This is a genomic window from Streptomyces sp. NPDC056128 (assembly GCF_042263835.1).
Taxonomy (GTDB): domain Bacteria; phylum Actinomycetota; class Actinomycetes; order Streptomycetales; family Streptomycetaceae; genus Streptomyces.
Map to the genome: position 1 here is coordinate 310,818 of NZ_JBHJVQ010000001.1, position 12,986 is coordinate 323,803.

Consider the following 12,986-nt stretch of genomic DNA (forward strand, 5'->3'; position numbering starts at 1 on the left):
AATGCCCGACCCCCGCAGACGTGACACCGTGCCACTCAAACCGCCCGTCCGCGCTCCCTAGGCTCGCCCCACACGCAGCGCCACACCGAGCGAGTGGAGGCCGAACATGAGCCGAGTGATCCGTGCCGCGCTCTTCCAGACCGCCTGGACGGGCGACAAGGAATCGATGATCCAGGTCCACGAGCAGGCGGTCCGCGACGCCGCCGCGCAAGGGGCCCAAGTGCTGTGCTTCCAGGAGCTGTTCTACGGCCCTTACTTCTGCCAGGTCCAGGACCCCGAGTTCTACGCCTACGCCGAGCGCATCCCCGACGGCCCCATCGTCGAGCGCTTCCAGCGGCTGGCCCGCGAACACGGCATCGTCCTGGTGCTGCCGATGTACGAGGAGGAGCAGCCCGGCGTCCTCTACAACACCGCCGCCGTGCTCGACGCCGACGGCTCCTACCTCGGCAAGTACCGCAAGACGCACATCCCGCAGGTGCGGGGCTTCTGGGAGAAGTTCTACTTCCGCCCCGGCAACTCCGGCTGGCCGGTCTTCGACACCGCCGTCGGCAAGGTCGGCGTGTACATCTGCTACGACCGGCACTTCCCGGAGGGCTGGCGGGCGCTGGGCCTGCAGGGCGCCGAGGTCGTCTTCAACCCGTCGGCCACCTCGCGCGGCCTCTCCGGCTACCTGTGGCAACTGGAGCAGCCGGCGGCGGCCGTCGCCAACGAGTACTTCGTGGGCGCCATCAACCGCGTCGGCGTCGAGGAGTACGGCGACAACGACTTCTACGGCACCTCCTACTTCGTCGACCCCGAGGCCCAGTTCGTCGGCGAGGTCGCCAGCGACAAGGAGACCGAACTCGTCGTGCGCGACCTCGACCTGGCCAAGCTGCGCGAGGTCCGCGACCGCTGGCAGTTCTACCGGGACCGCGCGCCGGGCGCGTACTCCCCGCTGACCGCGCCCTGACCGACCGGGCCCGGACCGCCCCTGACAGGAGGGAACAGCATGAGCAGCCGTACCGTCATCCGCGGCGGCCTCGTCATCACCGCGTCCGACGAGATCCACGCCGACGTCCTGATCGAGGACGGCCGGGTCGCCGCCCTCGCCGCGACCGGCACCCCGGCCGCCGCATCCTTCACGGCCGAGCGGGTCATCGACGCCACCGGCAAGTACGTCATCCCGGGCGGCGTCGACGGGCACACCCACATGGAGATGCCCTTCGGCGGCACCTACGCGGCCGACACCTTCGAGACCGGCACCAGGGCCGCCGCCTGGGGCGGTACGACCACCATCGTCGACTTCGCCATCCAGAGCGTCGGACACTCCCTGCGCGAGGGCCTCGACGCCTGGCACGCCAAGGCCGAGGGCAACTGCGCGATCGACTACGGCTTCCACATGATCGTCTCCGACGTGAACCAGGAGACGCTCAAGGAGATGGACCTGCTGGTCGAGGAGGGGGTCACCTCCTTCAAGCAGTTCATGGCCTACCCCGGCGTCTTCTACTCCGACGACGGCCAGATCCTGCGGGCCATGCAGCGCGCCGCCGAGAACGGCGGGCTGATCATGATGCACGCCGAGAACGGCATCGCGATCGACGTCCTGGTCGAGCAGGCCCTCGCCCGCGGCGAGACCGACCCGCGCTTCCACGGCGAGGTCCGCAAGGCCCTCCTGGAGGCCGAGGCCACCCACCGCGCCATCAGACTCGCCCAGGTCGCCGGCGCGCCCCTCTACGTCGTGCACGTCTCCGCGACCGAGGCGGTCGCCGAGCTGACCCGGGCCCGCGACGAGGGCCTGAACGTCTTCGGCGAGACCTGCCCGCAGTACCTGTTCCTGTCCACCGACAACCTCGCCGAGCCCGACTTCGAGGGCGCCAAGTACGTGTGCAGCACCCCGCTGCGCCCGCGTGAGCACCAGGCGGCCCTGTGGCGGGGCCTGCGGACCAACGACCTCCAGGTGGTGTCGACCGACCACTGCCCCTTCTGCTTCAGCGGCCAGAAGGAGCTGGGCCGCGGCGACTTCTCCAAGATCCCCAACGGGATGCCGGGCGTCGAGAACCGCATGGACCTGCTCCACCAGGCCGTCGTCGACGGACACATCGGCCGCCGCCGCTGGATCGAGATCGCCTGCGCCTCCCCGGCCCGCATGTTCGGCCTGTACCCGAAGAAGGGCACCATCGCGCCCGGCGCCGACGCCGACATCGTCATCTACGACCCGCACGCCGAGCAGGTCATCTCCGCCGAGACGCACCACATGAACGTCGACTACTCGGCGTACGAGGGCAGGCGCGTCACCGGCCGCGTGGAGACGGTGCTCTCGCGCGGCGAACCGGTCGTCACCGAGCGGGAGTACACCGGACACAAGGGCCACGGCGCGTACCTCCCGCGCTCCACCTGTCAGTACCTCAGCTAGGAGCCCAGCCCATGGACTTCGGACTCGTCCTGCAGACCGACCCGCCGGCCTCCCGCGTCGTCAGCCTGATGCAGCGGGCCGAGCGCAACGGCTTCAGCCACGGCTGGACCTTCGACTCCGCCGTGCTCTGGCAGGAGCCGTTCGTCATCTACAGCCAGATCCTCGCCAACACCACAAGCCTCAAGGTCGGCCCGATGGTCACCAACCCGGGCACCCGCACCTGGGAGGTGACCGCCTCCACCTTCGCCACCCTCAACGACATGTTCGGCAACCGCACCGTCTGCGGCATCGGCCGCGGCGACTCCGCGATGCGCGTGGCCGGCCGCAAGCCCAACACCCTCGCCCGCATCAGCGAGGCCATGAAGGTCGTCCGGGCCCTGGGCCGGGGCGAGGAGGCCGACCTCGGCGGCGGCACCGCGGTCAGGTTCCCGTGGATCAAGCCGGGCGCCGAAGTGCCGGTGTGGATGGCGGCGTACGGGCCGAAGGCCCTGAAGATGACCGGCGAGGAGGCCGACGGCTTCATCCTCCAGCTCGCCGACCTCTACCTCACCGAGTACATGGTCAAGGCCGTCAAGGACGCCGCCGCGGCCGCCGGCCGGGACCCGGACGAGGTGACGATCTGCGTCGCCGCCCCCGCCTACGTCACCGCCGACGACTCGCCCGAGGCGCTCGCCCACGCGCGTGAGCAGTGCCGCTGGTTCGGCGGCATGGTCGGCAACCACGTGGCCGACCTCGTCAGCAAGTACGGCGAGCACTCCGCCGCCGTCCCCGACGAACTCACCGACTACATCAAGTCCCGCGAGGGCTACGACTACGCCCACCACGGGCGCAGCGGCAACCCGGACACGCAGTTCGTGCCGGACGAGATCGTCGACCGGTTCTGCCTGATCGGGCCGGTCGAGAAGCACATCGAGAAGCTCCAGGCCCTGCGCGCCCTCGGCGTCGACCAGTTCGCCGTGTACGACATGCACGACGCGCAGGAAGCGACGATCGACGCGTACGGCGCGGAGATCATCCCGGCACTCCACCGCTGACCGGAACCCGTTCCGGAACCCGCCGCCGAAGGGTCACGCCCATGACCGCGACCGTCCCGCCCATGCCGTCCGACGGCCCCATACCCGAGCAGGCGGGACGCGTCGAGCTCCCGTCCGGCACCGTCCTCACCGACAACCGCTTCGTCAACGACGACCTGCTGCCCGTGCCGCTGGCCCGCCGCCGCTGGACGACGTACAACTTCGCGGCCCTGTGGGTGGGGATGGCGCACAACATCCCCTCCTGGCTCCTCGCCTCCGGTCTCGTCGCGCTCGGCATGGACTGGAAACAGGCCGTGTTCACCATCGCGCTCGCCAACGTCATCGTGCTCGCGCCGATGCTGCTGACCGGGCACGCCGGGCCCAAGTACGGCATTCCGTTCCCGGTGCTGGCCCGTGCCTCGTTCGGGCTGCGCGGCGCCAACCTGCCGGCGCTGATCCGGGCCGGGGTGGCGTGCGCCTGGTTCGGCATCCAGACCTGGATCGGCGGCCAGGGGATCTTCGTCCTGCTCGGCAAGCTGTTCGGCGGCTGGGCCGAGGCGTCCGAGGTCGGCGGCCAGCCCTGGACGCTCTGGGTGTGCTTCGTCCTGTTCTGGGCCCTCGAACTGGCCATCATCTACCGGGGGATGGAGGCGCTGCGCCGGTTCGAGAACTGGGCCGCGCCGTTCGTCATCGTCGGGGCGCTGGTGCTGCTGGTCTGGATCGCGAACAAGGCCGGGGGCCTCGGGCCGCTCCTTGACCAGCCGTCGCGGCTCGGCTGGGGCGCCGACTTCTGGCCGGTGTTCTTCCCGTCCCTCATGGGCATGATCGCCTTCTGGGCGACCCTGAGTCTGAACATTCCCGACTTCACCCGCTTCGGTGCGGGGCAGCGCGCCCAGGTCTGGGGCCAGACGCTCGGACTGCCCACGACCATGACGCTGTTCGCGCTGCTGTCCGTGTTCGTCACCTCCGGCTCGCAGGCGGTGTACGGGGCCGCGGTGTGGGACCCGGTCGCGCTCGCCGCCAAGACCGACAACGTCTTCGGACTGCTCTTCGCCCTGGTGACGGTGCTCGTCGCCACCATCTCGGTGAACATCGCGGCGAACGTCGTCTCACCGGCGTACGACCTGGCGAACCTGGCGCCACGGCTGATCAACTTCCGGACCGGCGCACTGATCACGGGCGTCGTCGGCGTGCTGATCATGCCGTGGAAGCTCACCGAGACACCCGAGCTGTACATCTTCACCTGGCTCGGCCTGGTCGGCGGGCTGCTCGGCACCGTCGCCGGCATCCTCATCGCCGACTACTGGCTGATCCGCCGCACCGTGCTGGACCTGCCCGCCCTGTACACGCCCGGGGGACGCTACTGGTACACCTCCGGCTGGAACCTGCGCGCCGTCGCCGCCTTCGTGGTCGGCGGGGTGCTCGCGGTGGGCGGCTCCCACTCGGCCCCGGGCAAGGGACCCTTCCCCGAGGACGGGCTGATCCCCTTCCTGAAGCCCCTCGCGGACTACGGCTGGGCGGTGGGGCTGGCGGCGTCGCTCGTCGTGTACGTCGGGCTGATGGCGGGCCGCAGGCGTACGTGAGCGCCTGCGGGCCGCGCCCGCCCCTCCCCGCTCGTCTAGCGGGCCGTGCCGAAGTCCTGGGTCCAGTAGGAGCCGGGCTGCGCGAGGCCGACGCCGATCTCCTTGAAGTCGCAGTTGAGGATGTTCTCCTTGTGGCCGGGGCTGGACATCCAGCCCGCCATCACCTTTTCGGGCGTTTCGTAGCCGTACGCGACGTTCTCGCCGTAGGTGCTCCAGTTGTAGCCGGCGTTCGTGATGCGGTCCTCCGGGGACGATCCGTTGGACCCGGAGTGCGACATGGTGCCGGTGGCCGCCATGTCCTCGCTGTGTGCCTGCGCGGCCTTGGTGAGGGCGGCGTTCACCGTCACCGGGGAGCAACCGGCCTTACCGCGCTCGGCGTTGACGAGTTCCACGACCTTGGCGACGTCACCGGAGGCCGGGGTGGTGGCAGCCGGGGTGCTCGGCGAAGCGGGGGCCGAGGGGGTGGGCTTCGCGGCGGGGGGCTTGGAGGCACCGGCGGTGGGCTTGGAGGAGCCGGTGGACGGCTTGGAGCCGGCGTCGGACGGCCTGGCGGCGGGGGCCTCGGGGGTGGCGGTCGCCTTCGGCTTGTGCGGCTTTTGCGACTTGTGCGACGGTCCGTCGCCCCGGTGCTTGGGTGCGTCCGGCTTGGAACCGCGCTCGGTGGCGGTCGGCTTCGTAGACGGTGCCGCCGAGGGCTCACCGCTCTGCTGGCTGCTCCACTCCCGGTACCAGTTCGCGTCGCCCCACCTGTCCTCGGTCGTGGTCGAGGCGGCGGTGCTCCGCAGCTCCCGCTCCTCGCTGCCGGGCCAGTCGGAACAGGCCAGGGCGACGGAGGGTATGCCTATGGCCCCCACAACCAGTGCCGCGACGACCGGCTTCCGGTAGTGCTGCTGGTGGCGATGCTTTCCCATGCGTGACCTCACTCGGTGGCGACAACCTGAGGTTGGTCATTCTTGGGACGGGCCCACACGGGGGCAAAGGGTCCTTCTACTATTGCGCTTAGTAGGCGTGCCCGGTACTTGCGGCAGGCGGCCGGGCGTGCAGACCCCGCCCCCACCGGCGGCGGGTGGTATCTGCTGTCGTGTCAGAAGGCCGCCGCTCGCGGAGAAGCGCAGACTCTCCCGCATGGTCTGGACCACCACTCCCATTGGCCCGTACTGCACCCGTGGCAAGCCGGACAAAGTCCTATTTGTCGCGGAGGCGGTGTCTACTAAGGTGCCCGCAGAGATCGGTAAGTGACGTGACGGATGTCACGGAACCGTGGATTCCGGTTCAGCCCTGTTCGTCGGACAGGGCCGCCACGGCCTCCTTGGCCGCCTTGATGGCGCCCTTGTTGATGGTGTCCGAGGACGGCGCCTTCTTGGACTCGAAGTCACTGCCGTTGTACGTGATCATCACCAGGGCGTTGGACGCCCGGACCAGCACGGTGCCCTCGCGCGTCTGCTGCTTGTCCTCGGTGGTCAGGTTCACCACCGAGTAGGCGCCGTCACCGAGGCCCGGGACCTCGCCGCCCCCGCTGCGGTCGGCGACCCGCTCCTTGTACGACTTCTGCGCCGCCTCGTCGGACGCCATCACCTCGAAGGAGACGTCGAGCCAGCGGTAGTCGTATCCCTTGAGCGCGTTCCACGAACAGGTGCGGCGCACGTCCGTGTCGGTCGAGGGGATCTCCTTGCCGGCCGACTTGGCACCCGGCACCAGCGAGGTGACGGTCTTCTCGGCCAGGCTCCCGCACGGCGCGGGTGCGGCGGCGTACGTCTTGGTCGCGGCCTCCGTGGCCGGCGCGGAGGCGGACCGCTCGGCGGTGTCGGGCGGCGTCTTGTCCGTCGCGGCCGGTGAGGTGTCCGGCCCGGACGACAGCGCCCAGCCCGCCGTGGCGAGCACGGCGACGGGGGCCAGACGCGCGGTCAGGGCGAGCGGCAGGGGAAGAGAACGCACGGCGCACTTCTCGTGGGGGATGGTGCGGAGGGGGGTCCGCACTGCGGACGGGACGTCAGTCTCACACGACTCCCTGTGGGGCGGAAGCCCGAACTCGGTGCGTGGCCGGGCGGTGACGCAGACGGAGCGTGGGTGGGGGTACACGGGCGGAGGTTGGTGCGGGTGCCGCGAGGGCGGGGGTGTGCAGAGGGGGCGCGGTGCGGGTGGCGGGTGGGTTGGCGGCGGGGACCGGCCGCCGGGCGCGGCGCTCGCGTCAGGGGCGGACCGCGGTCACCAACCACACCCCGGCACGCATGCGGACGCCGGTGTCGGTGGCGTACGGGCGCAGGGCCGCCTCCAGTTCGGCCAGGCGGCCCGCGGGGAGCGCGCCGCCCGGGTAGCGCGACAGCAGGAACTCGACGGCGTCCGGGACGTCGCGGCCCCAGACCGCCTCGACGGTGACCGGCTCCACCGTCACGTCCTCGTACCCGGCGAGGACCTCCCGGACGCGGTCCGGGTCGGACAGCGAGGCCATCGCGGTCCGCGCGGCGACCGCTTCGGCGCCGGGCTCCTCGTCGACGAGCCGGGCGAACAGCGCGAGCGTCCGGGCCTCCGGCGAGTGCGGTCCCGGCGGCTGCGGGCAGACGAACGCGAGCCGCCCGCCGGGACGCAGCGCCCGCGCGAGATTGCGGAAGGCGGCGGCGTGGTCCTCGAAGAACATCACCCCGCCCCGGCTGACGACCACGTCGTAGGCGTCCGCCGGGAAGGGGTGCACCTGCGCGTCCGCGCACTCGTACGCCGCGTTCGCGACCCCCTCGGCCGCCGTGCTCGCACGGGCCCGCTCCAGCAGGGGCGCCGAGATGTCGACGCCGACGGCGTGACCGGGAGCGGCCAGTCGCGCCGCGATCCGGGTCGTCGCGCCCGCCCCGCAGCCGACGTCGAGGACCCGGTCGCCGGGCGCGACGGCCGCCGCGCCGAACAGGGCGTCGTTCACCCCGGCCAGCATCGCGTCGTAGCGGGCCTGGTGGGTGGCCCAGTGGGCGCCGACCGGGCCGTTCCAGGCTTCGGCCTGGCGGGAGTTGGCGACGAGGGTCATGAGGTCTCCTTGGAGGTGGCAGGAGCGGTGGAAGGGGTGGTCGGACGGGCGGGCGTACGGCGGGCGGGACGGGCGACGGGCGCGGACAGTCCGCGTTCCACGCGGTCCACGGCGGCGAACGCGCCGTACGCGACGAGGTGCACCAGGCAGTGGTCGGTGTGCTCGGGCCGGCGCCACGCCGCCACGTCCGCGTCCGTGATCCGGTACGGCGCGCACGCGGCCAGCAGCGCCAGCCGCGCCCCGGGCCGGGTCCGCCGGTCCGGGAACGGGTCGGGCGCGAGGGGCGGATGGGCCCCGCCCCAGGCGTCCAGGGTCCGGCGTACGAGGGCCTGGTCGTCGGTGTCCAGGAGCCCCGCGCCGGACAGCGCGGCGGTGCGCAGCGCCGCGTACGCCGGGCCGACCGGCGTGCCCGCCGCCCACTCCGGACCCGGCCCGGCATCGTCCAGCAGGGGAAGTGAGGCACCGGGCGCGGCGACCCGGCGCACGGCACGCGACAGCGACCGGCCCACCAGGCTCCGCACCGGACGCAGCCGTTGCGCGTCGGCCGGGAGCAGGTTCTCGGTCACCAGCGCGGACACCACACGGTTGATGAAGTGGAAGGCCAGCACGGTGCCCAGATAGCCGGGCGCCTCCTCGCGCGGGAACGGGTACGGCTCCCGCACGGCCCCCGGCTCGCGGGTGCGCCGCGCCCAGTCCAGTACGCGCGCGTGCCGCTCGTCCTCCGGTTCCAGGCCCCGGGCCAGCCGCTCGGCCAGCGCGTGGTCGCCGGTGGCGTGCAGCAGGACGGTGTGCGCGTCCACGCAGAACGGGCACTTGTTGGCCGACGACACCCCGAACGCCGCGACCTCCTTTCCGGTCCGGTCGCCGGGACCGGCGATCAGGGACTCGCGCATCAGCGCCCACGCGGGGGCCAGCAGGGCGGGGGCGGAGGCGAGGACCACGAAGGTGGAGGGTTCGGCGATGCCGAAGTCCCGCGCCATCTGGGCGTAGACCTCGGCGACGCGGCCGGTGGCCGCCTTCGGCGGCGGCGGTTCGGTGTGACGGAAGGGTGTGGGCATGCACAGCAGCCTGCGCCGCGGGACCGCCCGCGGTCGTCGTACGGCCGGATACGGTCCGCACTGCGCCGACGGTCGCGGTCGCCGTGCGCACTACTTCGCCGGGAGTAGTCCGCAAGCCGTCCACAGGGCCGACGCGGCTGTCGGCGGGCCGGTCTAGTCTGCGGGCATGAGTGGGCGTCAGATCGACCGCAGAGTGCTCGCCGACGTGGTCCTCGCGGCCGTGGTCGGCGCCCTCGGCATGGGCGTCGCCGCCTTCGACGACGGCACCGACGCGCTCGACCTCACGCTCATCGCCCTCGCCTCGGCCTCCCTCGCCCTCCACCGTGCCGCCCCGCGCGCGGTATTGGCCGCGGCCACCCTCCTCGGCACGGCGTACGTCGTCCACGCGCACCCCGGGCCGCTCTCCGCGCTGCCCGTCCTGGGCGCCGTGCACACCGCCGCCCGGGTCGGCCACCGGGGCCTCGCGGCGGCCGCCAGTACGGTGTTCCTCGCGGGGTACGTGGCGACCGGTCCCGGCACGCAGGAGGTGGCCGAGCGGGCCGGGCTGCTCGCCGGCTGGTTCCTGTGCGCGGTGGTGACGGGCCTGGCCGACCGCAACTGGCAGGCGTATCTGCGCCAGACCGAACAGCGCGCCCAGGAGGCCGAGCGCACGCGCGAGGAGGCGGCCCTGCGCCGGGCCGGTGAGGAACGCCTGCGTATCGCCCGGGAGTTGCACGACTCGCTGACCCACAGCATCTCCATCGTGAAGCTCCAGGCGGGCGTCGCCGTCCATCTGGCGCGCAAGCGCGGCGAGGAGGTGCCGCCCGCGCTGCTCGCCATCCAGGAGGCCAGTGGCGAGGCGATGCGCGAACTGCGCTCGGCCCTCCAGGTGCTGCGCGCCGACGAGCCGGCCGGTACCCCGGCGCTGCTCGTGGAGCGGGCCCGCGCGGCCGGACTGGCCGTCGACCTGACGGTCACCGGCGACGAGCGCCCGCTGCCGCGGGCGGTGGACCGGGCCGCCTACCGCATCGTCCAGGAGGCCCTCACCAACGCGGCCCGGCACGCGGGCCCGGCGAAGATCACGGTACGTATCGACTACGGCGGGGGAGGCGAGGGGGAGTTGGCGATAGACGTGGACGACGACGGAGCCGCCGATCCGGCCCGCCCGCCGGTCCCGGGCACCGGACTGACCGGCATGCGCGAGCGGGTGACGGCGCTGGGCGGCACCCTGCGCGCCGCCCCGCGCGCGGAGGGCGGCTTCGCGGTGCGCGCCAGGCTGCCGATGGGGGAGACGGTATGAGTGACGTCCTGCGCGTGGCGCTCGTCGACGACCAGGCGCTGATGCGGGCCGGGTTCCGGGCGCTCCTCGACGCGGAGGACGGCGTCGAGGTGGTGGGTGAGGCCGCCGACGGCGAGCAGGGTGTGGCGCTGGTGCGCGCCCAGGTGCCCGACGTGGCCCTGGTCGACGTGCAGATGCCGGTGATGACGGGTATCGAGGCGACCCGCCGCATCGCCGCCGCCCCGGCCCTCGCCGCCGTTCGCGTGGTCATCCTCACCAACTACGGCGTGGACGAGTACGTCTTCGAGGCCCTGCGCGCGGGCGCGAGCGGCTTCCTGCTGAAGGACACCGAGCCGGCCGACCTGCTCCAGGCCATCCAGGTGGTCGCGCGCGGCGAGGCGCTGCTCTCCCCGTCGGTCACCCGCACCCTCATCGGCGAGTTCGTCGCCCGCCCCCCGGACCGCTCCACCGCCCCCGGCCTGGACTGCCTCACCCGCCGCGAACGCGAGGTCACCGCGCTCGCCGCCCGCGGCCTGAGCAACGAGGAGATCGCCGCGCACATGGTGATCAGCCCGCTCACCGCCAAGACTCACATCAGCCGCGCGATGACCAAGCTGGGCGCCCGGGACCGGGCCCAACTCGTGGTGTTCGCCTACGAGTCGGGCATGGTGACGGCCCGGGGCGGCACCCGTTAGTCCTGGGTCCCCGCCCGTCAGGGCACCCGCGCGGTCCACTCCGGGGAGGAGAACTTCGTCTCCGCCAGCTCCCGCGCCCGGGCCAGTTCGTCGTCGGTCACCTTGCCCCGGCTCAGCCCGTACCGCGCGCCGAAGGAGGCGATCATCCGCCCGATCACGTCCTCGCGCGCCAGCCCGGTCTGCCGGCGCAACGGGTCCACCCGCTTCTTCGCGCTCCGGATGCCCTTGTCGGACATCTTCTCCCGCCCGATGCGCAGCACCTCCAGCATCTTGTCCGCGTCGATGTCGTAGGACATGGTCACGTGGTGCAGCACGGCGCCGGGACCGCCCCCGGGGCCGACAACGCGCTTCTGGGCGGCGCCGGCGATCTTGCCCTGGTCGGTGGCGATGTCGTTCAGCGGCTGGTACCAGGCGCGGATCCCCATCTCGCCGAGCGCCCCCAGCACCCAGTCGTCGAGGTAGGCGTAGCTGTCCTGGAAGGAGAGCCCCTGCACCAGCGCGTCCGGCACGGACAGGGAGTACGTGATGGTGTTGCCGGGCTCGACGAACATGGCGCCGCCACCGGAGATCCGGCGCACCACCTCGATGCCGTGGCGTGCGGCACCCTCGGCGTCCACCTCGTTGCGCAGCGACTGGAAACTGCCGATGATCACCGCGGGGGCGCCCCACTCCCACACCCGGAGTGTGGGCGGGCGCCGGCCCGCGGCGACCTCGGCGGTCAGCACCTCGTCCAGCGCCATGTGCAGGGCTGGGGACTCGGGCCCCTCGTGGATCAGCTGCCAGTCGTAGTCCGTCCAGTCCGTGGCGTGCGCGAGGGCCCGGCGCACGGCGACGGCCACGCCCTCGGAGGTCAGCCCGTACATCACGGTGCCCTCGGGCAGCGCCGCGTCGATCCGCGCGGCGAGCCCCGCCGCGTCCGTGTCCACCGGCGCGCCCTCCAGCGCGCGGTTCACGGCCGCCAGGGCCTCGTCCGGTTCGAGGAAGAAGTCACCGGCCACCCGCACGTGCCGCAGCACACCGCCCTCGGCCTCGACGTCCACCACGACCAGCTTGCCGCCGGGGATCTTGTATTCACCGTGCACCGTCGCGCCTCCGTTCCGCATCCGGGGCAACAGCCCGGCCGACCGGTGTGTTCCCACCGCGCGCCGGGCCGGTCCGGGGCCCGGCTAGCCTGAGCCGCATGCGTGTCACCAGGGAACTGCCGACGCTCGCCGCCGGCGAGGTCGACGTCTCCTTCGTGATCAAGGGGTACGAGGAGGTCGTGGCCGCCGACACGGCCTGGAACGAGCACTCCCACCCGTGGCACGAGCTGCTGTGGAACGAGCGTGGCGCGTCCACCGCCGTGGTCGGCACCCAGGTGTGGTGCATCACGCCGACGCTGGGGCTCTGGATGCCCGCCGGACAGCTGCACTCCGCCTCCGCCGTCGCGGGCACCTCCTACCGCGCCCACTTCTTCCGGCACGGCACCGAGTCGGCGCTGCCCGACAGGCCGGTGGCCGTGGACATCACCCCGCTGCTCCGGCTCCTCCTGGAGCGGCTGGAGGAACCCGGCCTGTCCGCGCGCTCCCGGGCCGTGACCGAGGCCATGGTCCTCGACGTCCTGCGGCCGTCACCGCGTGCCCTGCTGGTGCAGCTCCCCACGTCCGAGCTGCTGCGGCCGATCGTGGACGCGGTCCGCGCGGACCCCGCCCACCAGCGGACGCTCACCGGCTGGGCCACCGCCCTTGGGTGCAGTGCCCGCACCCTGACCCGGGCGTTCCGGACCGAGACCGGCACCAGCTTCGCCCGGTGGGTCGCCTCGGTACGGGCCCAGCACGCCGTGCAGTTGCTCTCCCAGGGCTTCGATGTGGACGTGGTGGCCGACGCGGTCGGCTACCGCTCGGCCAGTGCCTTCGGCGCCGCGTTCCGGCGGACGACCGGCACCACGCCGGGCAGGTTCCGGGCGGGCTGACGGCGCCGGGGGGACCCCGCCGGGTG

General features: G+C 72.6%; 12 protein-coding genes. 7 read left to right on the top strand and 5 right to left on the bottom strand.

Annotation, left to right across the window (positions count from 1 at the left end; translation table 11 throughout):
* Positions 1–106 precede the first annotated feature (106 nt).
* Genes ACFC1X_RS01455 through ACFC1X_RS01470 form a run of 4 tightly spaced genes read left to right on the top strand, consistent with a single transcriptional unit; the run spans position 107 to position 4,988 of the window.
* A complete protein-coding gene (locus ACFC1X_RS01455) occupies positions 107–949 on the top strand; it encodes a nitrilase-related carbon-nitrogen hydrolase (protein WP_122618872.1) in 843 nt (280 codons plus the stop codon).
* A gap of 39 nt (positions 950–988) precedes the next feature.
* On the top strand, positions 989–2,392 hold the full coding sequence (gene hydA, locus ACFC1X_RS01460) for a dihydropyrimidinase (RefSeq protein ID WP_376347734.1): 1,404 nt from the start codon (positions 989–991) through the stop codon (positions 2,390–2,392).
* A gap of 11 nt (positions 2,393–2,403) precedes the next feature.
* Positions 2,404–3,426 carry a TIGR03842 family LLM class F420-dependent oxidoreductase gene (locus tag ACFC1X_RS01465; RefSeq protein ID WP_376347735.1) on the top strand — a complete coding sequence of 341 codons (1,023 nt, stop codon included), beginning with the start codon at positions 2,404–2,406 and terminating at the stop codon, positions 3,424–3,426.
* 41 nt (positions 3,427–3,467) lie between these two features.
* On the top strand, positions 3,468–4,988 hold the full coding sequence (locus ACFC1X_RS01470; RefSeq protein ID WP_376347737.1) for an NCS1 family nucleobase:cation symporter-1: 1,521 nt from the start codon (positions 3,468–3,470) through the stop codon (positions 4,986–4,988).
* A gap of 35 nt (positions 4,989–5,023) precedes the next feature.
* On the opposite strand, the gene ACFC1X_RS01475 is transcribed toward ACFC1X_RS01470, so the two are convergent.
* The 4 genes from ACFC1X_RS01475 to ACFC1X_RS01490 all read right to left on the bottom strand — a co-directional run bounded on the left by ACFC1X_RS01475 (position 5,024) and on the right by ACFC1X_RS01490 (position 9,056).
* The gene (locus tag ACFC1X_RS01475) at positions 5,024–5,899 is read right to left on the bottom strand and encodes a CAP domain-containing protein (protein ID WP_376347738.1); all 876 of its coding nucleotides are present in this window, start codon (positions 5,897–5,899) and stop codon (positions 5,024–5,026) included.
* A 361-nt stretch (positions 5,900–6,260) separates the two neighbouring features.
* Positions 6,261–6,923: a hypothetical protein gene (locus ACFC1X_RS01480; protein ID WP_376347739.1), complete on the bottom strand. Its 663-nt coding sequence runs from the start codon at positions 6,921–6,923 to the stop codon at positions 6,261–6,263.
* A 253-nt stretch (positions 6,924–7,176) separates the two neighbouring features.
* On the bottom strand, positions 7,177–7,998 hold the full coding sequence (locus tag ACFC1X_RS01485; RefSeq protein WP_376347741.1) for a class I SAM-dependent methyltransferase: 822 nt from the start codon (positions 7,996–7,998) through the stop codon (positions 7,177–7,179).
* A complete protein-coding gene (locus ACFC1X_RS01490) occupies positions 7,995–9,056 on the bottom strand; it encodes a carboxymuconolactone decarboxylase family protein (protein WP_376347743.1) in 1,062 nt (353 codons plus the stop codon). Before ACFC1X_RS01490 ends, ACFC1X_RS01485 begins: the two co-directional genes overlap by 4 nt.
* A 166-nt stretch (positions 9,057–9,222) precedes the next feature.
* On the opposite strand from ACFC1X_RS01490, the gene ACFC1X_RS01495 reads away from it, so the two are divergent.
* Both ACFC1X_RS01495 and ACFC1X_RS01500 read left to right on the top strand, forming a co-directional pair.
* Complete coding sequence (locus tag ACFC1X_RS01495; protein WP_376347745.1) at positions 9,223–10,335, top strand: sensor histidine kinase; 1,113 nt, start codon at positions 9,223–9,225, stop codon at positions 10,333–10,335.
* The gene (locus tag ACFC1X_RS01500) at positions 10,332–11,009 is read left to right on the top strand and encodes a response regulator (protein ID WP_376347747.1); all 678 of its coding nucleotides are present in this window, start codon (positions 10,332–10,334) and stop codon (positions 11,007–11,009) included. Before ACFC1X_RS01495 ends, ACFC1X_RS01500 begins: the two co-directional genes overlap by 4 nt.
* A 17-nt stretch (positions 11,010–11,026) precedes the next feature.
* On the opposite strand, the gene ACFC1X_RS01505 is transcribed toward ACFC1X_RS01500, so the two are convergent.
* Positions 11,027–12,091 (bottom strand): biotin/lipoate A/B protein ligase family protein, encoded by a 1,065-nt coding sequence (locus ACFC1X_RS01505; protein WP_376347748.1) that lies wholly within the window; start codon positions 12,089–12,091, stop codon positions 11,027–11,029.
* Between the two features lie 98 nt (positions 12,092–12,189).
* On the opposite strand from ACFC1X_RS01505, the gene ACFC1X_RS01510 reads away from it, so the two are divergent.
* Positions 12,190–12,960 (top strand): AraC family transcriptional regulator, encoded by a 771-nt coding sequence (locus ACFC1X_RS01510; RefSeq protein ID WP_376347750.1) that lies wholly within the window; start codon positions 12,190–12,192, stop codon positions 12,958–12,960.
* Positions 12,961–12,986: the final 26 nt, after the last annotated feature.